Here is a 23,538-nt window from a genome sequence, read left to right as displayed (position 1 = left end):
GATAGACTAAAATTTATTGAACTTACTTTGGGAGGGACAGAAATGGCGGCAAACAAGATGCGTTCAGACATGATTAAAAAAGGATTTGACCGCGCTCCGCACCGCAGCTTGCTGCGCGCTGCCGGAGTGAAAGAGGAAGACTTCGGCAAACCGTTCATCGCGGTTTGCAACTCGTACATTGACATCATTCCCGGCCACGTTCACCTGCAAGAATTCGGCAAGCTCGTTAAAGAAGCGATCCGCGAAGCAGGCGGCGTGCCATTCGAATTCAATACGATCGGTGTCGACGACGGGATTGCAATGGGCCATATCGGCATGCGCTACTCGCTTGCGAGCCGCGAAATTATCGCGGATTCCGTTGAAACCGTTGTAAACGCGCACTGGTTCGACGGCATGGTCTGCATTCCGAACTGCGACAAGATTACGCCGGGCATGATTATGGGCGCGCTTCGCGTCAACATCCCGACGATGCTTGTCAGCGGCGGTCCGATGAAAGCCGGCAAAACCTCCGACGGCCGTTCGATTTCGCTGTCCAGCGTATTTGAAGGCGTAGGCGCTTATCAAGCGGGCAAAATCGACGATGCCGGCCTTCAAGAGCTCGAGCAGTTCGGCTGCCCGACTTGCGGTTCTTGCTCCGGCATGTTTACCGCAAACTCCATGAACTGTCTAGCGGAAGGTCTCGGTTTGGCTCTTCCGGGCAACGGTACGATCCTTGCCGTCTCTCCGGAGCGCAAAGAATTCGTCAAGCAAGCAGCCCGCCAGCTGATGAAGCTGATCGAGATGGATCTGAAGCCGCGCGACATCGTGAAGAAAGAATCGATCGACAACGCGTTTGCGCTGGATATGGCGATGGGCGGTTCCACGAATACCGTTCTGCATACGCTTGCGATCGCGCACGAGGCGGGCATTGACTACCCGATCGAGCGCATTAACGAAGTGGCGGCACGCGTACCTCACCTGGCTAAGATCGCACCGGCTTCGGACTACCACATCGAAGATGTGCACAACGCAGGCGGCGTAAGCGCGATCCTCAACGAGCTGTTCAAGAAAGAAGGCGCGCTTAACGGCGACATGCTGACCGTAACCGGCCAGACGCTTCGCGAGAACGTAGCCGGTCACGACATTCAAGACACGGATGTTATCCATACGTTGGACAACCCGCACAGCGAGCGCGGCGGTCTGGCCGTTCTGTTCGGCAACCTCGCACCGCGCGGCGCGATCATCAAAGTCGGCGCCGTTGACAAATCCGTAGGCGGCTACCATAAAGGCCCTGCAATCTGCTTCGATTCGCAGGACGAAGCGCTTCACGGCATCGCGAACGGCAAAGTCAAAGAAGGTCATGTCGTCATCATCCGCTACGAAGGACCTAAGGGCGGACCTGGCATGCCGGAAATGCTCGCGCCTACATCGCAAATCGTCGGCATGGGGCTTGGCGCTAAAGTCGGTCTCGTCACGGACGGCCGTTTCTCCGGCGCATCCCGCGGCATCAGCATCGGCCACGTTTCTCCGGAAGCTGCCGAAGGCGGACCGATCGCATTCGTTCAAGACGGCGACCTTGTAGAGCTGGACTTGAACAACAACGAAATGAATCTTCTGATCAGCGACGAGGAGTTCGAAGCCCGCCGCGCGAATTGGAAAGGCTTCGAATCCAAAATCCAAAAAGGCTACCTTGCGCGTTACTCCCACCTTGTAACGAACGCAAGCACCGGCGGCGTTTTGCGATTCAATTAATTTTACGCCGAAATTGAAACAAAATAGAATCGCCCTGCGTATGACTAGATGTCAGTCTGAACGCAGGGCGATTTTTTTAATTAACGGAGGGATTAGCATGTTTGGAAAAGTAGCGGCTGATTTGCTTGGATTAAGTGACGTAGGCTCCGTCATTAAACCGGAAAACTACGATAAAGTCGATGCCGACGATTACGTGCTTCACGAGGACAACGAGAAGATTTACTTCCTCATTAAATCGAAGTCCGATGAATATTGCTTCACGAATCAAGCGCTCATTCATCTCGACGGCACGAGCGCCGTCAGCAAGAAACGGACGCTGCACCGTTATAATTACAGCACGCACAAAATTTCCAATGTTCTTCTTGAAACGGCCGGCACCGTCGATTTGGACGTCGAAATCAAATTCACGCTTGGCGGTACGCCTTTTAACATCGACGTGCACAAGAAGCATATCGAAGAAATCAAGGATCTGTATAAAGCGCTGATCAAGATTTCCGAAATTACGCACGAGAACGAAATTTCGCTTGGCTTCGCCAGACAGAGCCTTGATCTGGCGTCGTCGACCGTCAGCCAGATCCACAAAGCTGAAATCGACCTGGCCGAACAATTCAAGTCGATCAATCAATTCGCCTTTAACTGGCTGAACGAATCACTAAAGCAGTACAAATCGAAAGACTTCGGCGCCGTGTTTGAACGGTACATCAATTACTGATGATCAACAACAAAGAAGGGCGCCCCGGCATATGGGGACGCCCTTCTTGCTGTTTTAGGCTGCTAAGGCGTAAACTCGCCGGCTCTCGGATTCGGATTATCGTACGCCGCTGGGGCAAGCCCTGTGCGCGCTCCTTGATGCAGCTTCGCTTCGTACGGTTTCGGCGCCTTCCATTGCGGACTCACATTCGCATCCGCTCCATAGCGATGCCAAAACTCTTCCATCGACATCGCGATAATGCGCGGATCAAGCCGCGAGCCTTGCTCGCTCAGCCTCTTCTTGCCCGACGGGTGCAATACGCGAAGCAGCAGCTTCAGATACAGGCGCGTCGAAACGTCGAACAACCCTTTCGGAATCGGGAGGACGCTGAATCCAAACTGCTCCGCTCCGCGGTTAATCATGCTGACGCCATACAACCCTTTGGCATGTTCATACTCTTTGTTTCCCGTCAGCTGCTGGGCAAGCTTCGGCATCCCCTTCTGCACCTCGCGTATGAGCATGATCGCCACATGCATCATCGAGCGTGACTCGGTCATCATTTTCAGCAGCTTATGGTTGTCAAAGTGAAGCTCAATTACGGGATCCTTGTGCTCAATGCGTCTGCCGTCCGTCAGCTCCAACGTTCGCCCCGGATACGACACGAGCCGCAGATGGAAGATGGAATCGTCTCCTGCGGATTTAACCCGAAACAGTACGTTAAACACCCGTTCCCAGCCCATCCAGCATGCGATCATCGCCCGTTTTACCCAGCTGTGCGTAGCAGGTGCCGGCGCTTTTGCCTTGCCCCGGTTCTGATCGGAAAGCGCGATCATTTCAGTTATATGGACAAAGCGATAACCGCGTTCGCGTCCCGCTTCCAGAAAGGCTTCCAGTGCAATCAGCATGTTGGCCGGCGCAACCTCGTCTGCGCCGAAAGTAGCCCCGCAGTCATGAAGCAGCAGCACTTCGCCCGGACGCAGCTTCTTCATCATCCGTTTCAGCAGCCGCTCGGCCCCGACCCGTTTGCGCCAGTCGCCGAACAGTGCCGACCATAAGATGATTTGAAGATAGCCCAAGTTGGAGAAATCAAACAGATTGACAATGCCCCATGGCGGCCGGTAGTACGCAGAGCGAACGCCGGTCGTCCGGCGAATGATTTCCGATGTGCGGTGAATCTGCTTCTTCACCGTGCCTGGACGCATCAGCCAATTGGATTTGTGCACGTAGTTATGAATGCCGATGACATGCCCTTCAGCGTGCATCCGTTTCAGCAGCTCAGGATGCCGCTCCGCATGAATGCCGACGACGAAGAACGTCGCCTTCGCACCATGCTTCTTCAATAAATCAAGCAGCTGGGGCGTATAGACCGGATCGGGCCCGTCATCGAACGTCAAGGCGATTTCCCGCTCGGCACGTCCTTTTTTAAATACGCGAAAGCCAAAAGTGCGACTAATAATTCCGGGTAAAAAAGCATAAAAAGTTAAAAAATAAAATCCCCACAGCAGGAAGTTTTCCATGTTACGTTTTCCCACCACCCCTAGTTTCGATCCTTGTCCATTAAAAAAGGGAGTGCCGCTGATGCCAGATACCTTCCTTCATTGTATCATAGCATCGACAAAAACGGCTACGGAAGTTACGGCGTACGTACGATGCAAACAATAGAAAATTCATGCTTCCATGCAGAACGGTTGGGAAACACTGTTATTATATAGTACAATCAGGATACCAAGTCGTATTATATTACCAAACAAAGGAGCTTATCGATGCTTTCCTTCTATCGCAAATATTGGCGCACCGCATTCGATATCGCACTGATTATACTGACTGTCTATCTGATCATGCTTGTATTCAGTTATGTATACCGGATTGCGACGCCGATATTCCTTTCGTTTATTATTTTTATGTTTATCGAACCGCCGGCGCGTTGGCTGCAGAGAATCGGCTTGAAGAAATCGATCGCTTCCGGTATTTCGGTCCTCATCTTCTCGCTTGTCATCGTCGCCGCATTCGTCGGGGCGGGTTATGTCGTGACGACGCAGGTTACCGGACTAGCCCTCAACCTCAATCATTATCAGGAAATACTCGTCGAGCAATTCCAGAAAAACGCATCCTTGCTTGAAGATAAGATCGAAGCGCTTCCCCCGGACGTCGTGGCGAAGGCGAAAGATATCTTCGGCTATATTACGAATTGGGGATCGAATTTAGCCGTATCGTTTCTGTTCTCGCTCGGCAACTATTTGAAATCGTTCTCCACCTTTATGATTAACTTTACAATCGGCATTATCCTCGCTTATTTCTTAAGCTTGGAGATAAAGGAATGGAAACAGCTCGCGCGGGAAAAGACGCCGAATACGTTCAAGAAGGCGTTCTTCTTTCTGCGGGAGAACGTATTTTCGGGCATCGCCGGCTACTTGAAGGCGCAAGGCAAGCTCATCAGCATTACCTTCGTCGTCATCTTCGTGGCGCTGCTGCTGCTCGGCGTGTCCAATGCTTTCTCCATCGCCCTGCTGTCGGCCTTCTTCGATGTGCTGCCGCTGCTCGGCGTCGGAACCGTGTTCATTCCTTGGATCATCTATTTGTTCATCGTAGGCAATACAACGCTGGCGATCTGGCTCAGCTGCCTGTTCCTGGTCGTCGTCCTGACGCGCCAAATTCTCGAGCCAAAAATCACGGGCGATACCCTTGGCGTATCCGCCTTCACGATGCTTGCCTTCATGATTATTTCGCTTTCGCTATTCGGAATCGCCGGTGTCATCCTGTCGCCGATTCTCATGATTTTGATCAAAGCGCTCTATGATCAACGTTATTTCCACAGGTGGATCCGTATGCCGAAGGGCGAGTTCGATCAACAGTCTGCTTCGGCCGAGCAGGACAAGGCTGCGGATTAGCGCTTTTGGCTTGACAGTTCAGCCAGAATGTCCATAATTCCCCGAAAAAGGATCGCAGCTTGATTGGAGGTGCCGGGCGTGCGGTTTTCCGACAATACCGCCACCGCGTAACGCGGCTCCTCGATCGGCCCATACCCGACGAACCATTGATTTACCCGCTGAGCGCCTTCTCTTCGGATCTGGGCGGTACCGGACTTGCCGGCTACCGCCCAGCTTCCTTCGCTAATTGCGCGTCCTGTCCCATACTCGACCACCGCTTCCATGCCGCGCAGCAGCGTGCGAGCCGTTCCTGCATGAATACGCCCGTATTGCGAGTCAGCCGCATGCCTCGGCAGCTTCGCCAGCAGTTGGCCGTTAGCATATCGAATCTCGCTCGCCAGCCTTGGCTCTTGCACACGGCCATTATGCAGCAGAGTGACAATGAGATTCGCCGCTTGCAACGGCGAGATCATGACGTCCCGCTGGCCGATCCCGGTCTGCGCAAGCTGGCCCCCGTCACGGACCGCGGACAGCCCTGTGAACACCATTCCCGCTTCTTCCTCCGCAAACTGCCGCAGCGGCTTGCCTAATGGCGCAAACACGCCTTTGCTGCTCCACCCGACCTGCCGCCCGATCCCGAGCTGATCGGCGGTGACGAGAATCTGCCTTGCGCTCAGCCGTTCGGCGAGCGTTGCAAAAACAACATTGCAGGAACCGGCCAGCGCTTCCTGCAACGTCACATGTCCGTGCCCGCCTTCTCGCCAGCAATGAAGGCCATATCGGCCGTAATCGCCGCTGCAATAAAACTGCTCCCGGTCGTCCGTCACCCGAGCTTCGAGCGCCGCTGCCTCCGTAATCAGCTTAAAGATCGAGCCCGGCGTCACTGCCCGTACCGCATGATTCGCCGCATCCGTCCCTCCAGCGTCAATGGATGCTGCCTGCGGAAGCTGCGGCCTCGAAATCATCGAGACGATATCGCCGCTCTGCGCATCCAGCACAACGACTGCGCCTTCCTTCAATCGTTTGCCGTCCATGTACTTTTCCAGCCGATTTTGTATCCCGAGATCCATCGTCGTCTTCACTTTAACCGGATAATACGGATTGCTCGGGCTTGTCAGCCTCAAGTCCAGGCCGTGCAGCGGCTTGTCCGTTCCGTCGGTAAAATAGGAAACCGTCGTCGGCCCCGTACCCTGCAGCAGCCGGTCGAAGGACCGCTCCAGCCCCGAACCGCCCGTCTGATCGGTCAATCGCATCGTATGCTTCTCCAGCCGCTTGCCGTAATCGGCTCGAAGCAGCTCCGGATGCTGGCTGACATAGCCTATGGCATGCTTGATACCGGATGCGGACAAGTAACGGTTCCGGTACGGCAGCAAGCGCACGCCGTTTATGTGCAGCGCGCGAATGGAACGAAGCTCCTCCGCAGTCAGCCGGTGAGGCTTGTCCTCCCCGTCCTTCCGCCAGAAGGCCGGCTCCTTCAGCTCCTGCATCCATTGCTCCAGTACATCCTGCCGAACGCCGAGCGCAGCGGCCAGTTTCGCCATCTCGTGCGGACTGCTAGCCCGGGCCTTCATCTGCAGCGGAAAAACGGCCAACGCTTCATACGTCTCTCCCGTAAGCGGCAATCCGTTCCGGTCGTAGAAATCGCCGCGCCCCGTATCCAGCACGAGCCCACGCTCCCGCTGCGCAACGGACTCCTGCTTCCAATGGGCACTGGTCGCGCTCGCAGGCTTCGACGGCATTAGCTGCAGCCAGCCGATCCGCAGGACAAACAGAAGCGCCACCGCGCTGAGTCCGATTAGTACGATGAAAATTCTCTGCTGCCTGTTTCGCCGCCGCTCCGCGCTCATATCTACTAGTTCCCTTCTGCCGCATCATTGGATAACTTAGTACAAGTATCCCCTTGCAGCCAAGGTTCAACCGTGCCGAGTACAGCTCTCGCTGCAAGAGCCTCATCTTCGACTAAATAAAAAAGACCAACCAGATCGTTCTGGTTGGCCTCCTAGATAGCTATTGTTTCTGAAACTTGTTGCACGAGAAGAAATCGAGCAGAAACCGCTGAAACGACTTCGCCACAAGCGGCAGCTTCTCATTCGACCGGTAAATAAGTCCGATCGTCCGCGTCAATTGCGGCGATTTCACGCGCACTTTCGCCGGTTTAAGCGGGCCGGAGGCATACAGCGCCATTTCCGGCAGCAGACTGACACCCATACCCGCAGCGACAAGTCCGCGGATCGTGTCGGTCTCTTCGCCTTCGAACCCGATCTGCGGCGTAAACCCTGCAGACAAACAAGCATCCCATACGATCGGACGGAGCGAGTAGCCCTCGCTGAATAGCACGAACATCTCGTCCTTCAGCTGGATCAATTCAATCGCATCCTCCTGCGCAAGGGGATGGTTCGGCGGCAGGATGGCAAACAGCTCCTCCGTCAGCACGATCTGACCGGTGACATGCGGATGACTCTCCGGGCATGGCGAGACGAAGGCTAGATCCACCTCGCCTTTCATGACATCTTGGATCAACGAAGGGAACATGCCTTGCTTGAAGCGGAATTTCACGTTCGGGTTTACTTTCCGGAAGGCCGCCACAACCTCCGGGATAAGCGAGATGCCCAAGCTGTGCGGAAATCCTAGCCGAATCTCCCCCTTCTCCGGATCGAGAAACTCCTGTACTTCCACGATTGAACGCTCCAAGTCGGCCAGAATCACTTCTGCACGCTTTAGAAACAGCGCCCCGACCGGAGTTAGCTGCAGATTTCTCCCTTTCTGCAGAAATAGCTTCGCGCCGAGCTCCTCCTCCAGCTGATGGATTTGTCGGCTGACCGCGGATTGTGCCACGTGCAGCTCTTCCGCCGCTTTCGTGACATGCTCCTTCTTGGCCACTTTCACAAAATAATATAATTGACGAAGCTCCACTAGCGTCCCCTCTTCTGCTTTATATAACTGCTGCTGTTTATGGATGATATCGGCGTTTCCGCTTTGTAATGAGAAACCAATCGTGCACATACGCAAGGACGAATCCAGCAAACAAGCCGCCAATATGTGCCCACAGGCCAATTCCCGGCGCAAAGACCGAATACAAGATACCGAATATCAAAATCGTATAAACCGTCTTGCGCGAATCCGGATCCATGGAGCGCTTCATCAGCGCCAAGTAGAGATAAGCGCCGTAGACGCCGTATATAGCGCCGGATGCCCCCGCCCCCGCCGTCGAAGAATCCGCGATCGCACTGAATAGGTTGCCGACGACCCCGCACAGCAGATAGAACGCCAAGTACTTCACATGGCCGAGCATCCGCTCAAGCGGCGGAGCAAATACCAATACCGCGAACATATTAAAGAAAATATGCGACAAATTTAAATGAAGAAACTGCGCCGTAATATACCGCCAAGGCTCATCGAGCGAGAAATAATTGTCGTCGCGGTAGCTGTAGAATAAGCCGCGCTCGAGCAAAATGCCACCCAGCATGTAACGGTCCGCAATATAGATAGCAAGGTTTATGGCGATAATGGCTGCGGTGACCGGATATAGCCGCAGATAGCTGCGGAAGCTTTCATAGCGAAGAAAGATCATAGCCGTCTCCTTTACGCTCCTATTGGACAATGGCAATTCATTATAGGTATAATAATTTGGTAGGAACCATTCTATCCTGAGGAGGCTGTTTATTAAATGGCACAAGAACGTAATGGCGTTGCCACGCTGAAGGGCAACCCGCTTACTCTGATTGGCCCGGAATTGAAAGTCGGTGACAAAGCGCCGGATTTTCAATTAAACAAATCGCTGGTTGAAGTCGTATCCTTGAAGGATTTTGCCGGCAAAGTGAAGCTTGTCAGCGTAGTGCCTTCCATCGATACAGGCGTATGCGACGCGCAAACTCGCCGCTTCAACGAAGAAGCCGCTACTTTCGGCGACAACGTTGTCGTGCTGACGGTAAGCGTAGACCTTCCGTTCGCGCAAGCTCGCTGGTGCGGCGCTGCAGGCGTAGATAAAGTTGTTATGCTTTCCGACTACAAGAACAACAACTTCGGCGAAGCATACGGCGTGCTGATCAAGGACCTTAACCTCGATATGCGCTCGATCTTCGTAATCGACAGCAACGATACGATTCAATACGTGGAAGTGCTGGGCGAAATGACGGAGCACCCTAACTACGAGAATGCGCTTAACGCTCTGAAAGCACTCGTATAAGCTACATACCGATACGGAGGCTTTTACAGCCTTACGTATAACAAAAGCGAGGCAGGGACTCCCTTCCTCGCTTTTTTCTCGTTATTATACGCCGGTCGTTTTATATTGAGCCAGCTTCTTATCGAGAGTCCGATAAATATCTAGAATGGTACGGTAATTAGAGCCCAAATCTCCAAAGGAGCCGCGCGACGCGGAATAAATATCAACCGCAGCCGTAACCGGATTCACGTTAATGACGGATACGGTAATATCCATGGTACGGCCGGTAACCGTACGCCTCTCAAGTACGATTTCGCCGACATTTTGCACTTCATGAAGCACCTTATAGCCTTGCATCTTCTTTAGTGTGGAGACAACCTCTTCCCACGCCTTCTCCCGGGACAACTTGTAATAATGGGATTTCAGTAACGGATCTTTCGCTTTATCGCCAGTCAACTCGTGACTGCGCAGCAACCCGATTAAGGACCGCTTCAAAGACAAAGGTAATCTCCTCCTCCAACTTCTATGTACGCTAAGAAATATAATAACATAGTTTGAGATATAAAAAAAAGGGGTTGCCCCCTTTTCGCTTCGTAAGTAACCCGCCATGCCGTCCAGCTTGCTTGTTTCTGAACCCGCTCTCGCAGGTGGGTGGCCGCAGAAACGTTTTTGAGATCCCTTTTCGAGGGCATGTCAGCCGCGTTTCAATATTAGTCTCCCTTAAAACAGCCATTGGTTCAAAACAAGTGATAAGCCGTAACGAACATCGCAGGATGTATTGCTTATTATAGACGGAACAGGGGCAAAAGTAAACGTGACATCCGCCGCTATTTAATGGAGCTTTGACCGTCTTCTGTATGCGGCAGCAATGCTTCATCTTCCAGACGCTTGCGCTCTTCTTCCGCTCTAGCCTCCGCGGCCTTCTCCGCTTGCTGCTGAAGCTTCATGTAGATCGCGTAGAAATTCCAGAAGGCGATCATCGCGACGACGCTACCCGTAAAGAACGGCACGAGGAACATCAGCTTTGGCGAGCTGAAGCTGATATAGATGACGAAACCGCACATGATAACAGTTGAGAGCGAACGTAGCGGACGGCCGATCGTCAGCAGCAGCGCGTTCTTGATCAGCTGCATCGTCTTCATGTGATAGTGAACAACCATCGAGAAGAAGTTGAACAGCGATACCGCCAACAGCGCAAACAGGGCGATAAACAGATAAGAAACGATCTGGAACGATTGCAATTTCACTAAATATACCCGGAAATCGACGATCAGAATCGTGAACAGCACCACATATAAAATGCCGCCGATCATGCTTTGCTTGTAGCTGTCTTTATAATTCCGGAAGAATGTGCGAAGAAGCGGCACATCCACTTCCCCCATCACCCACTTGCGCGCAACCGCGAACATGGCCGCAGTAGCCGGGAACAGCGTGAATGGAGCCACGACGCCGGATACGATGAAGTAACTCAGCATCTGATCGCTGTTCTGCGCAAACAGCACGGGGAGCAGCAGAAAAATAAACGGCAAGGAACAAATGATCCAAAGCACGTTTGTTACCGATAAGCGCATAATCCATTCCGAGATTTTATAAAACCCGCCCATCATGCCTCTCATTTCCATTGTAGCAAGTCCTCCTAGCAAGCGATTTCATTTTAACCTACGTTTACTATAATATAGACTGCCGCAGAAAGCCAACGCCCATTTTCGGGAATGTGGGCAGACGTCTAAACGACATTGACCCATACGCATACCTTATAGTGTGATCGACAACCAAGACAAATGCCGAGGAGGTCTTGCCAGTGGGAGGTCATGCAGGTCATGGCACGTCTGCCGCGATCATTCTGGTACTGTTCATCCTGCTTGTCATTGTAACGTGCGGCTTCTTTTAAACAAGCGATAAAAAAGGGGCTCTATTTATCCGATTGCTCGGCTAAACAGAAGCCCCGGTGTTATGCTTGCTTATTCGTCAGTGGAAGGACGGGAACGGCGAGCTTCGCCTCCGCCGCTGTATCCGCCGCGGCCTTTGCCGCCGTCACGGTCACGGTCTCGGTTGTAGCTTCCGGAGCTGCCGCGGTCGCGGTTGTAGCCGCCGCCGCCGTAACCGCCGCGGCTGCCGCCTTCGCCGCGTCCACGAGGGCCGCTGCCTGTGCGGTTGCCGCCGCCGAATGAGCTGCCGGAGAAACGGCGTCCGTTCGTGCGGACATCCGGTCTGCGCTTCTTCGCGCGAATCGGATCTTCCGGCGTAAGATCGATGTTCACGTCTTTCTTCTCGCCGGTAATCAGCTTAATCGCAGCCGCCAGAAGATTAACGGAGTCGTACTGCTCCAGCAATTGAATTGCAATCGCCTTGAACTCATTAACCGACTCAGATTCCATGGCATCCAAGATGCGCTCAGCCGTTACGCGCTGTTTGCCTTCGATCGCTTCCGCGATGCTCGGCAGCGGCTTCTTCGCGATTTTGTGGCGCGTCACCTTCTCGATGAAGTGCATGTGATCCAGCTCGCGAGGCGTTACGAAAGACCATGCCGTACCTTCTTTACCCGCACGGCCCGTACGGCCGATCCGGTGTACATAGCTCTCAGGATCTTGTGGCAAGTCAAAGTTAATAACGTGGGATACGCCCGAAACGTCAAGACCGCGTGCCGCTACGTCAGTTGCTACGAGCACGTCGATGCTGCCGTCGCGGAATTTACGCATTACGTTGTCACGTTGATTTTGGGACAAGTCGCCATGCAGGCCATCAGCGGAGTAACCGCGCTTCTGCAGCGCTTCGCTCAGCTCGTCTACCCGGCGTTTAGTACGACCAAAGATGATTGCAAGTTCCGGCGATTCCATATCAAGCAAACGGCTAAGCGCGTCGAATTTCTGGCGCTCATGCACTTCAATGTAAGCTTGATCAATTGTCGGGGCACTGACTTGCGTCGGAATGACCGATACATGCTCAGGGTTTTTCAAGAATTGGTCAGCCAGCTTGCGGATGTTCGGCGGCATCGTTGCCGAGAACAGCATCGTTTGGCGGTTTTCCGGTACGAGGGAAAGAATGGACGTGATATCTTCCATGAAGCCCATGTCCAGCATTTCGTCCGCTTCGTCCAAAATCACCGTCTGGACATCATCCAGTTTAATCGTTTTACGGTTGATATGGTCGAGCAAGCGGCCAGGCGTTCCGATAATGATTTGCGGGCGCTTCTTCAACGCGCGGATTTGACGACCGATCTCTTGACCGCCGTAAATCGGCAGCGAACGAAGTCCTTTGTAACGGGTAAGCTTTCCGATTTCTTCCGAAACCTGGATGGCAAGCTCACGGGTCGGGGTCATGATTAATGCGACGATACGGTCTTCGGTTACTGGAATTTTATTTACCAGCGGAATACCGAAGGCTGCAGTCTTGCCCGTTCCTGTTTGAGCTTGACCGATCATATCGGAGCCGGTAAGCGCAATTGGAATGGCTTTGGATTGGATCGGTGTCGATTCCTCAAATCCAAGCTCAGTTATGGCCTGAAGAACCTTTGGTTCCAAGCCGAATTCAGCAAATGTTTTCAAACTGTTTCAATCTCCTTCTATCTGCATCCTACAGAAAATATACTGCTCATTATAGCACAACTGTATTTCAGAATACCACTAAGCACTAAATACATATACTAACATCATTTCTTTCGTTAGACAATATCCAACTGGATTTGATACACTGCAACATGTGGTCAAAATTTGCCGAGGTGGAACAGTCATGAGAACTTCACGAACCGCAGCATTCACATTGATCAGCGCTTTGCTGATCGCTTTCGGATTTAATCAGCTGCTGATCCCGCATAAGATGATCAGCGGCGGCGTCTCCGGTATCACGATGATTGCAGGCTATGCAACCGGACTGAATATTGGCTGGCTTTATTTTATTCTAAACGTACCTATTTTAATCTGGGGCTGGCGCGTGCTTGGCTTCCGGTTCGTCGGCTGGAGCTCGGTATCGGTTGCAGCGACAACGCTCTTCATGCAGCTGATTCCGGCCAAGCCGCTGGTGGCGGACTTGACGCTCGGCGCCGTGTTCGGCGGTGTCATCGTCGGCTTCGGCAGTGGACTAGCTCTTCGCGAAGGCTCTTCGTCCGGCGGTTTCGACATTGTTGCGGCGATCATTACGCGTAAACGTGACATTTCGATCGGCATGCTCATCTTCGGCTTGAACGGCACGGTCATTGCAGCGCTCGGTCTGCTCACGAAGAACTGGGATATCGCCCTGTTCTCCTTGCTGTCGATCTTTACGACAGGCAAAATCATCGACCTCATACATATCAAGCATGTCAAGGTGACCGCATTCATCATCACATGCGAGGCCGAGGCGATGCGAGCCGCGCTGATTCCGCTTTACCGCGGCGTCACGTGCATGAAAACCCGAGGTGGGTACACCAACGAGGAAAAAGATATGCTGATGACGGTAACGACCCGCTTCGAGCTGAACCAGCTGCGCAAAATTATCGCGAAGACGGATCCCCGCGCATTCGTAAATATTGTAGAGACGGTCGGCGTGATGGGCGATTTCCGCAAGCCTACGCTGTAAAGTTGACCGGTCCGATAAATCGGGCACCCGGCAAAAATGGAAATTATTCGCTTTGCACTAGGTTTTTCATTTCCCTGCTGTTATAATATAGCTATCCCGTTGATTTAGTTTCGTGCCATACGTTTTACCCTCCATTACGATGAAAGGGTGATGCTTCATGGATATGGAAACGGTCAGACTATTACAGATTGTGGAGAAGCTAGCACCAGAGTTAGTGCCTTTCCTCACGGAGCGGGAAATGAATTTGAATATCGTGCTGCGGGATGGACTGGCATTGCTAGAGCCTGAAGACGCAATGGAAATTGTTCAGCAAAGCATTTGCGAGCATCAAAGAGAAGTGCTGCTGCAATAGAGAAGTTGGAACGAGAACGAGTTTACGGTTCTCGTTCTTTTTTTTTGGATCATATGCTGCGCGTGGGAATCATGGTTCCGATCCATGATCGCAGACTCCGCTCCTGTTCCAGCTTTTTTCTTTCAAAATCCTACAAAATACCTCTGTGCCGCCTTCCGAAACTGAATTATAATCTTACTGACTTGGCAGACGGGGAGAGAGCAGCTATGGACGTTATCGTTTCAGCCTTATTATTGTTATTTCACGTATTAACCGGATCAGGCGCGCAGACCGGTCCGCAGTCCGCTTCGACTCAGCAGCTGCTTACAACGATAATGACCGCACCGGCGGCGCAGCAGCAACAGCTGCCAAACGGTACCGCTCAGCCCAATCAAACGAAGCCTGGAGAGGCTCAGACCGGAACAGGTACATCCCCGGGAACCATTTATGTCAAACACGACCCGCAGCCTGATGCGCCGGAAATAAAGGGCATATACGTCACCGCCCACAGCGCCGGAGGCTCCCGAATGGAATCGTTATTGAAGCTCCTCGATATTACGGCCCTTAACAGCATGGTCATTGACGTGAAAGACGATTACGGCTACATAACTTACCCGACCCAAAACCCTGAACTACTCAAGCTCGGCAAGCCGAAGAAATATATCGGCAATGTCAGTCAGATGATGGAACGCTTAAAGAAGCATAACGTCTATCCGATCGCGCGGATCGTCGTTTTCAAAGATACGGTGCTCGCCCGCAGTCACCCGGAGCTGTCGTTCCGCCGCCATGACGGATCGGTCTGGCAGAACGGCAAGAAGGACAGCTTCGTCAATCCGTACAGGAAAGAAGTTTGGGACTATAACATCGCCATCGCGAAGGAAGCCGTAAAGCTCGGCTTTAAGGAAATCCAATTCGACTACGTCAGATTCCCGGAAGGCTTCGAGAAGAAAGCCGACTCCCTTGTATTCAACAAGACCAAGGATAAGCGGGTCGATACGATCGCCGCCTTCGTCAAATACGCCAAGTCGCAGCTGGAGCCGCTCGGCGTACGCGTTTCGGTCGATATTTTCGGCTATGCCGCCTCCGTCCCGGCCGCCGAAGGCATCGGTCAAGATTTCGTGAAAATATCGAAGCATGTGGACGTCATCTCGCCAATGGTTTATCCGAGCCACTACAGCACAGGGTGGTTTAATGTGAAGGACCCGGACAAAAATCCGTATGCCACCATCAAAGGCGCCATGCTCGACACGCACAAAAAGTTGAAACCGATCGGTTCCTACAAGCCGATTATCCGGCCTTGGATACAAGATTTTACCGCTAGCTGGCTTGGCAAAGGGCATTATATCAAATACGGCAAGGCCGAAGTGGACGCGCAAATTAAAGCATTGAACGATACCGGCATTCATGAATACTTATTATGGAATGCAAACAACCGTTACACGGCGGACGCCAACTTCTAAATAAACGCAAAAAACGCTCTGCAAGCCGGGTGCTTGCAGAGCGTTTGATTTTATTTGCGCAGCTTGGCCGCCAGCTTCAAAAAGTAAGGTACGGTGCGATGCACACGGTTTTTGACGTCCGCGGAGGATGGCGTGCCGTCCTCATCGAATTGACGGCTCGCGCCGCCGATCGATATCCATTCCGGGCAGTTAATTCCGTGCATGTTGCGAACGATAGCCTGCATTTGCGTCAGCGAGCTAACGCCTACCGCGCCCCCTGCGGAGCTGACGGACAATACGGCTTTGCTGTCGAACTGATCGCCGCCGAGGAAATCGAGCGCGTTCTTCAGCACGCCGGACATACTTCCGTGGTACTCTGGCGTGCTAAGCACGATGGCATCGCTGTGCAGCGCCGCTTCCTTTAAGGCAGCTACTTGCGGATCGGCTTCCTCGTGGCTGCCGTAGAACGGCAGCGGCCGCACATGCAGATCGAACAACGTGACTTCATGCCCTTCCGATTCTATGACCTTGCCGATATAACGCGAAAGCATCGTGCTTGTCGAATGTGCCCGGTTACTGCCTGCAATAATCGCAATGCGCATAATAAAAGTCCCCTTCCAAACCATAACTTTACATACATAATAGTATGTTTTGTATGTTTGGTCAATACAGCATTTTACTGATGAGGGATTAAATACCCGGAGCCCGCTTCCGTCCGCTTCTTCTCCACGATCGCGACCGACTTCAGCACCGGCATCTTGATGTAGTGGCGAGCGACATGGCTCTCGACAACCGAGAACGCCTTCTCGTCAGTCTCAGCGAGCAGAATAAGATGCGCCGAGGTGTCTTCCATTTCGATTTCGATTTTATACAAGAACATCGCTGTGTCCCCCTTTGCATGTATGAGTAGAAAAGCCTTATACGGGCACTCGACCGGGCATGCTGCCCCCCTTGCCGAGACGCTCATATAAGGCTTACGATCAAATTATTGGGATAAACGAAGAGCTAGGTTGTAGAGATCCATATTGAACGGTTTCTTCGTGTTCACCACTTTATCGATATCGGTTACGACCAGCTCGCCGCGAATCATGCCGCATGCTTTGCCGGAATCGCCCTCCATCAGCTTGCGCACGGCAAAGTCGCCGAGCTGGCTGGCAAGGATACGGTCATTATGAGTCGGCGTGCCGCCGCGCTGAATATGGCCTAGTACCGTAACGCGAGGCTCCATGCCGCAGCGCTCGGTAATGCCTCTGCCGATTTCTTCGCCTGTCGCCGCGCCTTCCGCCACGACAATGATACTGTGGCGTTTGCCGGAGCCGAAGTTCTCTTTCATCCGGTTTGCCACTTGATCGAGGTCAAACGGCACTTCCGGCACGATAATCGTTTCCGCACCGCTTGCAAGACCTGCGTATAGGGCAATATCGCCGCAGTGACGGCCCATAACTTCCACGACCGAAGAGCGCTCATGCGAAGTCATCGTGTCGCGCAGCTTATTGATCGCATCGACTACGATGCTGACCGACGTATCGAAGCCGATCGTGTAGTCGGTGAACGGGATATCGTTGTCGATCGTCCCCGGCAAGCCCATCGTCTTGATGCCGAGCTTGCTCAGCTTATTGGCGCCTTGGTAGGAGCCGTCGCCGCCAATGACGACGAGGCCGTCGATGCCGCGCTCTCGCAGCACCTCAGCACCTTTTTGCTGGCCTTCGGGCGTCATAAATTCTTTGCAGCGCGCCGTTTGGAGAATCGTTCCGCCACGCTGGATAATGTCGCCTACGCTGCGAAGATCCATCCGGCGCAGGTCGTTATTAAGCAAGCCTTGGTAGCCGCGTTGAACGCCATAAACTTCAAGACCATGATAAAGGGCGCTGCGGACGACGGCGCGTACCGCCGCGTTCATCCCTTGAGAGTCTCCGCCGCTCGTAAGAACGGCAATCGATTTTACTGCTGACATTGCATTCCACTCCTCATTCTTTATCTGTGCTTTCCTGGTTCACTTGATTAAGCTTGACGCAAACGAATGACCACGCTATTGCCCCAGAAGAACAACCGCGTGAGCGGACTTTTTCGCATGAGACGCTTCGAGACGCGCTTCACGTCCTGTTGGTTTCGCACTTTGGGATCGGACAGGTACAGCGCAATCAAGCCCTCGATCACCATCCGGTGAAACCTCGGAGCAGGCAGCCTGTCCGCGTCTTCTCTCGCTTGCTCCACGATACCGCCGATCCGCTCGAAGAGCTCGTTTTGATCGGTATAGTAGAAGCAGAAGTTCAAATCTCCGCCTACCCGGTCCTCTTCCTGATCGATCAAATAATCAAGCATAATATGAAGACCGCAAATATGGGGGAAATAGTGATTGCGAATGCGCAAAGCATCATGCGTGCCGCATGCCTCGTCGGATGCGGCAAGAAAGAGCATAAACATACCGAGCGTCGACCCCGTAGCGGCTGCAAACTCATTCCATTTCAGATGAGGCACGCGGCTGCGGTGCCCTTCCCACCAGGTCATCAGCGCCGGCACGCGTTCATGCTTCACGATATGCTTATGAACCTGCAGATCGCAATAGAGGCCGACAAGCTCCGTTACATAAGGCTGCACGGCCGCATACGACGGCAGCTGCCTGATGCTGGCTTGACAGGTGCGGACTAGCTCATGCAGATAGCCTCCGTCCTCACGCTCCGCGCGCAGCGCGTAATAGTCGCGCAGCGGCGCATCCGGATCGACCGCATCCAGCATCGATTGATGGAGCAGGCGAAAATCGTCGGCATCGAGAGACGTGCTGCGGTCGCACAGGTTGTCCAAATAATCGCTGATCGTTTGCAAAGCAACGATGAGCGGCACAAGAATATCTCTGCGGCTTAAGTTAGCGGCGGCGTAAATGCCTCCGCCTTCGCAGTGAAACTGCTTGCTCGTCATGCTCGCAAGCGCTTGCGTTCTCAATTCTTCGTCCGGAATTTGCATGGCGATGGCACGCAGCCTCGCAAGCTCCGCCCTGACTTCAGGCAGTACATACTTATATACCCGGTACATTAATTGAATTGGCGATTGCGGCATTTGGCGGGCCAAAGCTGACAGCTGCATCGATGTGCGCCCTCCTTCTTCCACTCCGCTATATATTAGGAATGGCGCTTAGTTTCAATCTCTTGATTCGTGCGGTACCAAATATGTAAATCATTAATCCGGCTCGCCAGATCGGCGATATCGGAATTAATGGTACACGAGCGTTCAAAGCTCTCTTCCTCGAACAATTGGGCTTGCTTCATGTTAATATCAGCCTCTAGGGCGAAGACGCGATCCGGAATCGTACCGCGAATAATCTCCCACTCGGTCACGATCGCCGTACGGTCTGCCTCGCTAAACATTTCCCACTCCTGCTCGAGTGTCGGCAGCGGGATTCCAAGCCGGTCATTCCACGTAAAAAAATGGTTCACGTCTCAAAACCTCCATCCATTAATGTACCATTTCATAGAATGTAAATCCAGCGCGAAAACTTGTTCCCCATATGCTATACTTGTTTACATATTGTTTACAAGGAGATCGAACGCTCTATGAGGAAACAGCCTGGCTCTGTGTCTATGGGACAGCTATGGCGTTTTTTTTTGCCGCTTGGCCTTTCGGCTTCTCTCGTAACCATTTCGCATGTCATCATTAACAGCACGCTGACGCATGCCGCCAACCAAAAGGTCGTCATCGCCAGCTATGCCCTTGCGATGAGTCTATTGATCATCACGGAGAGACCCGCTGTCCTGCTCCGTCAAACTTGCTCAGCGCTGGTCCGCGACAAGCGATCCTTTCGCGCCATGCTGCGGGTGGGGCAGCTCGTGTTCGCCTCTATCCTGCTCCTTGGCATGATTATTTGCTATACGCCGCTCGGCAGGTGGATATTCGGCGGCTTGTTCGGAGCGGACGATGCGCTCGTGCCGGATATCGTGAACGTTTATCAGATTCTCATGTTCGTCAGTATATTCTCAGGCATCCGCTGCTTGTATCACGGCGTCATCATTTATAATATGCGGACCAAATGGCTGACGATCGGCATGGCGCTCCGGCTGATCGGCATGTATGGCCTCTCGCTCTACTTTATGCATCAAGGCGTGAACAGCGGAACGGTCGGGGCAATCATCTTCCTTACCGGGATGATGATCGAAGCGCTCGTCAGCTACTTGGAAGGCTCATCGCTCGTCAGAAGCATGCCGGAACGTGTGGAAGGCCATGAGATCGGCAGCGGCAGACAGATCTTCTCGTTTTACCGGCCGATGCTTCTTTCCACGCTGATCGCCGTTTGGATCGGGCCGTCCATCAATGCGCTGCTCGGCAAAACAAGCGATGCGGCCTTGTCGATCGCTTCCTTTGCGCTGGCAGCCAGTCTGGTGCAGCTCACGCTCAGCTTCTTTACCTATTTTCATCAAATCGTCCTTAACTTCTATCGGACCGATCCCGGCGCCGTGCGCAAGTTCACGCTGCTGCTCGGATTCGTTCCTACGGTGCTCGTCAGCCTCCTTGCGTTCACGCCGGCGGGCGAGTTTATTGTCGGTCACATCATGGGCGTCGAAGGCAAGCTCAAAGCTGAAACGATTCGCGCCATGCAGCCGTTCGTTCTGCTCGCGCTAGCGCTGCCTTGGCTCGATGTCGGCAACGGCATCATCATGGTGCGCGGGCAAACCCGTGTCGTCGTCGGCTCGCAGTCGGCTAACCTGCTGTTCACCTTGCTGACTGCGGCGGTCTGCATCCTGTTTACGCCGGGCTGGAACGGCGCGATCGGAGCATGGGCGCAGTCCATCGGCGTTGCGGCCGAGTGCTTGTTCATCGCGATCGCCATCCGCAGAATCGGACAAGGGACCAAATTCATGCCGCGGCAAGCAGCAGCAGATCTGGAGTGAAAATCATCATGGGCACAATACGCGAGACCATACGTCCTTCAATCGCAGATGAATCCGCGCAAGCTGCCGCCGCCTCCAAGGCATCGTCGGTATCGCGCGAAGTGTTCATGCTGCGGTTGTTCATGTACGTCATTTACACCACGCAGGCGCTTGTCGTATCCTACTTTCCGCTTTATTTTCTAGACCGCGGATATACGGCAGGCCAGATCGGCATTATTTACTCGACCGGGCCGTTTATTTCGATCTTTGCCAATATCATCTTCGGCACGGCCAGCGATAAGTACCGGACGATCAAAAAAATCATGACCCTGCTCATGTTCGGACAGCTCGTCATGGTATCGCTGCTGTTCACGACGGATGCATTCGTCATCGTTTGCTTCATCATGCTCGCCTTTTACTTCTTTCAGACGCCGGTCAACCCGCTCAGCGACAGCCTGATCCTTTTGTCCAGCCAGTTTACGTCGAAGCCGTATGCGCTCATCCGCGTATTCGGATCCCTTGGCTTTGCATTCTCGGCCTTCCTGGTCGGGCAGCTGCTTAAATGGACCGGCTCGCAGGCGACGATTCCGCTGGCGGCAGGCTCAATCGCTTTGGCTCTGCTGCTTTCCTTCACGCTCAAGGACTACCAGGGCCCGAAACGCAAAATCGAATTCTCCGGCTTTCTCAAGCTTCTCAGCAAGCCGAGCATCCTCGCCTATTTCGCCATTGTGCTGGTCGTATCGATCGCGCATCGGATGTACGAAGGCTTCTTAGCCGTTACGCTGCGCGGACTAGGCGCCGATAACTCGCTGGTCGGCATCGCTTGGATGATCTCGTCGATCAGCGAAATACCGGTCCTGTTTCTGCTCGGCAAATACGGTCACAAATTCAAAGAACTGCCGCTGCTCGCCATCGCAAGCCTTATGTACGCCTTGCGGTTCTGGCTGATCAGCGAAATAACGTCGCCGATATGGATCATTCCGATCCAGGCGATGCACAGCATCACGTTCGGCATCTATATGGTAACGGCGCTTCGTTATCTGTCCCGAATTATACCGGATGAGTACCGGTCATCCGGGCAAGCGGTCTACGCAATTGTCTGGAGCGGCTTCGCAGGCGCGATCAGCGGAACGGCCGGCGGCGCCATTTACGAGCAGTTCGGCAAGGCTGCCTTCTTCCATCTTGCGACGGTGCTGGCGCTCATCGCTTCGGCTGCATTTTTGGTCAAGCATTACCGAGACCAGGATGGGTAGGTTATCCTCCCATCTCGAACAACCCCCTTTGCTCATGCAGCAAAGGGGGTTGTTCTTTCCGATCGTTCGCTACTCCCCAAGCAGAGGGTAGCTTATATTCGTAAGGATGCTGAAGGCGCTTCTGTAATGCGATTCCGCTAGCTCGCCGCCTTCATGATAGAGGGCGATGTACGCCTCGGCTTTGGCGAGATTCGGTTCCAAAGACGGGTACATCGGCCGGTTTGGCGACACTTGGCAGCGTAGCAGCAGTTCTTGAAGCTTGTCGATATCGGCGCGCACCTGTACGGCGACGGCCGAAGGATGAGCCCGTTTCGCTTGCTCCTCCTCGATCCGCCTCCGTTCATTCTCTTCCTCGAACGTTTGCAAGCGGCGCTCCAATCCATCGGTATAGACATACATCAGAAAAGATTCTTCATCCGCATACAAACTGAAGCTGTAACGGCCCGACGTACGCAGCAGCCTCTCGTCTACGGAGAGCAGCTGGTCTAGCGGCATTTCGCATGGGTCGAACAGCAGCTCCCCCCATTTGTCCGATAGATGCAGGAATCTGGCGAAATGTCCCTTTTCAGACTCCACATCGATATATAGCAATGACTGCACGTTTACCGCCGATGTGCCGAAATAGTTCCGGTACAGCTCTTGGTCAAGCGACTGCCCGGTTATGTATTGTTCCCAAGCGTTGCAATAGTCGTTATGCGGGACCGCCATTCGAGACTCGGAATAGTTGAACGAAATATCTCGTTCGCCATGCACGGCCAAATAGGAGCGATCGATCAAAAACAGCGGTTTCAAGCGATGTTCGCTGTAGCAGCGAAGACGGTTATCGATCTTTTTGCGAAAAGCGCTGTCGCCTCGCAGCTTCGCGATATAGTCAATCGCCCACTGCTCGCCGCTTGGAAACGTTACGATGAAGTCCGGGACATAACGCAGCTCTTTGCGGAATAGGTAGCCCTCCTCCACTGTATAATGACCGGGATTCGCCAGCATGAACGCACGATGAAGCACTTCTTTGCCGGCTGCCTGCTTCAATGATGTTTCCTGCAGCGTTTCGCGTCCGGCCAAATACGTCGCATAGTTCCGTTCGCCTGCGCATTGCTCGCTATTATAATGGCGAAATAGCGCCTTATCCCGATAAAGCACCATCACGACGCGCTCTCCGCAGCAGCCGCACCGGAACGAACCCTTTTCCCGCGAGAATATTCGATACTTGTGCTCGAAGACAGCATTGATCTGCTCCGCGTTCATTCGTCTCGTAACAAGCTCATTCCGTTCACGTTCGATATAGATCGTCTGATTATGCAGCCGGGCCGCTTCCACACGGTCCCTCCTTTCGCGTTATAAAAAACCCCGACAACGGATTGTCGGGGTGTAAAGATGCTTATGATGAAGCTTCCGGCCGGAAGCTGCAGCTTACAGCTTCGTAACGTTAGCGGCTTGAGGTCCGCGGTTGCCTTGCGTAATGTCAAATTCAACGGATTGACCTTCATCCAGCGTCTTGAAGCCTTCACCTAGGATTGCGGAATAATGAACGAAAACGTCCTCGCCATTTTCAACTTGAATAAAGCCGTAGCCTTTCTCTGCGTTAAACCATTTTACTGTTCCTTTCAAATTAAACAACCTCCTAAAGATGAGCGCGCCGGTAAAACCG

At 53.2% G+C, this 23,538-nt stretch carries 24 protein-coding genes and 1 other RNA gene; 10 read left to right on the top strand and 15 right to left on the bottom strand.

Annotated features, from left to right (window positions below):
- The first annotated feature begins 42 nt into the window (after positions 1 to 42).
- Both ilvD and DL346_RS19655 read left to right on the top strand, forming a co-directional pair.
- Positions 43 to 1,731 carry a dihydroxy-acid dehydratase gene (gene ilvD / locus DL346_RS19660; RefSeq protein WP_112883952.1) on the top strand — a complete coding sequence of 563 codons (1,689 nt, stop codon included), beginning with the start codon at positions 43 to 45 and terminating at the stop codon, positions 1,729 to 1,731.
- Positions 1,732 to 1,828: 97 nt separating this feature from the next.
- Positions 1,829 to 2,443: a PH domain-containing protein gene (locus DL346_RS19655; RefSeq protein ID WP_112883950.1), complete on the top strand. Its 615-nt coding sequence runs from the start codon at positions 1,829 to 1,831 to the stop codon at positions 2,441 to 2,443.
- 62 nt (positions 2,444 to 2,505) lie between these two features.
- On the opposite strand, the gene DL346_RS19650 is transcribed toward DL346_RS19655, so the two are convergent.
- Positions 2,506 to 3,939 (bottom strand): polysaccharide deacetylase family protein, encoded by a 1,434-nt coding sequence (locus DL346_RS19650; RefSeq protein ID WP_112883948.1) that lies wholly within the window; start codon positions 3,937 to 3,939, stop codon positions 2,506 to 2,508.
- A gap of 246 nt (positions 3,940 to 4,185) precedes the next feature.
- On the opposite strand from DL346_RS19650, the gene DL346_RS19645 reads away from it, so the two are divergent.
- Positions 4,186 to 5,310 (top strand): AI-2E family transporter, encoded by a 1,125-nt coding sequence (locus tag DL346_RS19645; RefSeq protein WP_112883946.1) that lies wholly within the window; start codon positions 4,186 to 4,188, stop codon positions 5,308 to 5,310.
- Here the strand turns inward: DL346_RS19645 and DL346_RS19640 are convergent.
- The 3 genes from DL346_RS19640 to DL346_RS19630 all read right to left on the bottom strand — a co-directional run bounded on the left by DL346_RS19640 (position 5,307) and on the right by DL346_RS19630 (position 8,860).
- On the bottom strand, positions 5,307 to 7,136 hold the full coding sequence (locus tag DL346_RS19640; RefSeq protein ID WP_112883944.1) for a peptidoglycan D,D-transpeptidase FtsI family protein: 1,830 nt from the start codon (positions 7,134 to 7,136) through the stop codon (positions 5,307 to 5,309). The genes DL346_RS19645 and DL346_RS19640 overlap by 4 nt on opposite strands.
- 160 nt (positions 7,137 to 7,296) lie before the next feature.
- Positions 7,297 to 8,202, bottom strand: coding sequence for a glutamate biosynthesis transcriptional regulator GltC (gene gltC, locus DL346_RS19635; RefSeq protein ID WP_112883942.1), 906 nt, complete (start codon positions 8,200 to 8,202; stop codon positions 7,297 to 7,299).
- 37 nt (positions 8,203 to 8,239) lie between these two features.
- Entirely contained in the window at positions 8,240 to 8,860 is a 621-nt protein-coding gene (locus tag DL346_RS19630; RefSeq protein ID WP_112883940.1) for a rhomboid family intramembrane serine protease, read from the bottom strand.
- Positions 8,861 to 8,956: 96 nt separating this feature from the next.
- On the opposite strand from DL346_RS19630, the gene tpx reads away from it, so the two are divergent.
- On the top strand, positions 8,957 to 9,475 hold the full coding sequence (tpx, locus tag DL346_RS19625) for a thiol peroxidase (RefSeq protein WP_112883938.1): 519 nt from the start codon (positions 8,957 to 8,959) through the stop codon (positions 9,473 to 9,475).
- 84 nt (positions 9,476 to 9,559) lie between these two features.
- Here the strand turns inward: tpx and DL346_RS19620 are convergent, their stop codons facing one another.
- From DL346_RS19620 to DL346_RS19610, 3 genes are all read right to left on the bottom strand, one after another.
- Entirely contained in the window at positions 9,560 to 9,955 is a 396-nt protein-coding gene (locus tag DL346_RS19620) for a DUF1499 domain-containing protein (protein ID WP_112883936.1), read from the bottom strand.
- A gap of 94 nt (positions 9,956 to 10,049) precedes the next feature.
- Positions 10,050 to 10,232: non-coding RNA, 6S RNA (ssrS, locus tag DL346_RS19615), on the bottom strand.
- A gap of 49 nt (positions 10,233 to 10,281) precedes the next feature.
- Positions 10,282 to 11,076: a YesL family protein gene (locus DL346_RS19610; protein ID WP_112883934.1), complete on the bottom strand. Its 795-nt coding sequence runs from the start codon at positions 11,074 to 11,076 to the stop codon at positions 10,282 to 10,284.
- A 179-nt stretch (positions 11,077 to 11,255) separates the two neighbouring features.
- On the opposite strand from DL346_RS19610, the gene DL346_RS19605 reads away from it, so the two are divergent.
- Positions 11,256 to 11,345 carry a YjcZ family sporulation protein gene (locus DL346_RS19605; RefSeq protein ID WP_206098552.1) on the top strand — a complete coding sequence of 30 codons (90 nt, stop codon included), beginning with the start codon at positions 11,256 to 11,258 and terminating at the stop codon, positions 11,343 to 11,345.
- A 70-nt stretch (positions 11,346 to 11,415) separates the two neighbouring features.
- On the opposite strand, the gene cshA is transcribed toward DL346_RS19605, so the two are convergent.
- Positions 11,416 to 12,999: a degradosome RNA helicase CshA gene (gene cshA / locus DL346_RS19600; protein ID WP_112883930.1), complete on the bottom strand. Its 1,584-nt coding sequence runs from the start codon at positions 12,997 to 12,999 to the stop codon at positions 11,416 to 11,418.
- Positions 13,000 to 13,183: 184 nt separating this feature from the next.
- Between cshA and DL346_RS19595 the strand changes: the two genes are divergently transcribed.
- From DL346_RS19595 to DL346_RS19585, 3 genes are all read left to right on the top strand, one after another.
- Positions 13,184 to 14,008: a YitT family protein gene (locus DL346_RS19595; RefSeq protein WP_112883928.1), complete on the top strand. Its 825-nt coding sequence runs from the start codon at positions 13,184 to 13,186 to the stop codon at positions 14,006 to 14,008.
- A 157-nt stretch (positions 14,009 to 14,165) separates the two neighbouring features.
- Positions 14,166 to 14,360 carry a hypothetical protein gene (locus DL346_RS19590; protein WP_112883926.1) on the top strand — a complete coding sequence of 65 codons (195 nt, stop codon included), beginning with the start codon at positions 14,166 to 14,168 and terminating at the stop codon, positions 14,358 to 14,360.
- A 206-nt stretch (positions 14,361 to 14,566) separates the two neighbouring features.
- Positions 14,567 to 15,799, top strand: a complete 1,233-nt coding sequence (locus tag DL346_RS19585; protein ID WP_112883924.1) for a putative glycoside hydrolase — start codon at positions 14,567 to 14,569, stop codon at positions 15,797 to 15,799.
- Positions 15,800 to 15,849: 50 nt separating this feature from the next.
- On the opposite strand, the gene DL346_RS19580 is transcribed toward DL346_RS19585, so the two are convergent.
- The 5 genes from DL346_RS19580 to DL346_RS19560 all read right to left on the bottom strand — a co-directional run bounded on the left by DL346_RS19580 (position 15,850) and on the right by DL346_RS19560 (position 19,209).
- On the bottom strand, positions 15,850 to 16,380 hold the full coding sequence (locus DL346_RS19580) for an NADPH-dependent FMN reductase (protein WP_112883922.1): 531 nt from the start codon (positions 16,378 to 16,380) through the stop codon (positions 15,850 to 15,852).
- A gap of 74 nt (positions 16,381 to 16,454) precedes the next feature.
- On the bottom strand, positions 16,455 to 16,658 hold the full coding sequence (locus DL346_RS19575; protein WP_112883920.1) for a DUF3906 family protein: 204 nt from the start codon (positions 16,656 to 16,658) through the stop codon (positions 16,455 to 16,457).
- 105 nt (positions 16,659 to 16,763) lie between these two features.
- Positions 16,764 to 17,732 carry a 6-phosphofructokinase gene (gene pfkA, locus DL346_RS19570; protein WP_112883918.1) on the bottom strand — a complete coding sequence of 323 codons (969 nt, stop codon included), beginning with the start codon at positions 17,730 to 17,732 and terminating at the stop codon, positions 16,764 to 16,766.
- Positions 17,733 to 17,779: 47 nt separating this feature from the next.
- Positions 17,780 to 18,859, bottom strand: coding sequence for a tetraprenyl-beta-curcumene synthase family protein (locus DL346_RS19565; RefSeq protein ID WP_112883916.1), 1,080 nt, complete (start codon positions 18,857 to 18,859; stop codon positions 17,780 to 17,782).
- A 35-nt stretch (positions 18,860 to 18,894) separates the two neighbouring features.
- On the bottom strand, positions 18,895 to 19,209 hold the full coding sequence (locus tag DL346_RS19560) for a hypothetical protein (RefSeq protein WP_112883914.1): 315 nt from the start codon (positions 19,207 to 19,209) through the stop codon (positions 18,895 to 18,897).
- 117 nt (positions 19,210 to 19,326) lie between these two features.
- On the opposite strand from DL346_RS19560, the gene DL346_RS19555 reads away from it, so the two are divergent.
- On the top strand, positions 19,327 to 20,658 hold the full coding sequence (locus tag DL346_RS19555) for a multi antimicrobial extrusion protein MatE (protein ID WP_112883912.1): 1,332 nt from the start codon (positions 19,327 to 19,329) through the stop codon (positions 20,656 to 20,658).
- Positions 20,659 to 20,666: 8 nt separating this feature from the next.
- A complete protein-coding gene (locus DL346_RS19550; RefSeq protein ID WP_112883910.1) occupies positions 20,667 to 21,890 on the top strand; it encodes an MFS transporter in 1,224 nt (407 codons plus the stop codon).
- Between the two features lie 69 nt (positions 21,891 to 21,959).
- Here the strand turns inward: DL346_RS19550 and DL346_RS19545 are convergent, their stop codons facing one another.
- Both DL346_RS19545 and DL346_RS19540 read right to left on the bottom strand, forming a co-directional pair.
- Positions 21,960 to 23,207 (bottom strand): hypothetical protein, encoded by a 1,248-nt coding sequence (locus DL346_RS19545; RefSeq protein ID WP_112883908.1) that lies wholly within the window; start codon positions 23,205 to 23,207, stop codon positions 21,960 to 21,962.
- Between the two features lie 93 nt (positions 23,208 to 23,300).
- Positions 23,301 to 23,498, bottom strand: coding sequence for a cold shock domain-containing protein (locus DL346_RS19540; RefSeq protein ID WP_112883906.1), 198 nt, complete (start codon positions 23,496 to 23,498; stop codon positions 23,301 to 23,303).
- Positions 23,499 to 23,538: the final 40 nt, after the last annotated feature.

Origin of the sequence: Paenibacillus montanisoli, assembly GCF_003268025.1 — a bacterium.
Classification (GTDB): domain Bacteria; phylum Bacillota; class Bacilli; order Paenibacillales; family Paenibacillaceae; genus Paenibacillus_Z; species Paenibacillus_Z montanisoli.
This window is presented reverse-complemented; position numbering and strand designations above follow the sequence as displayed.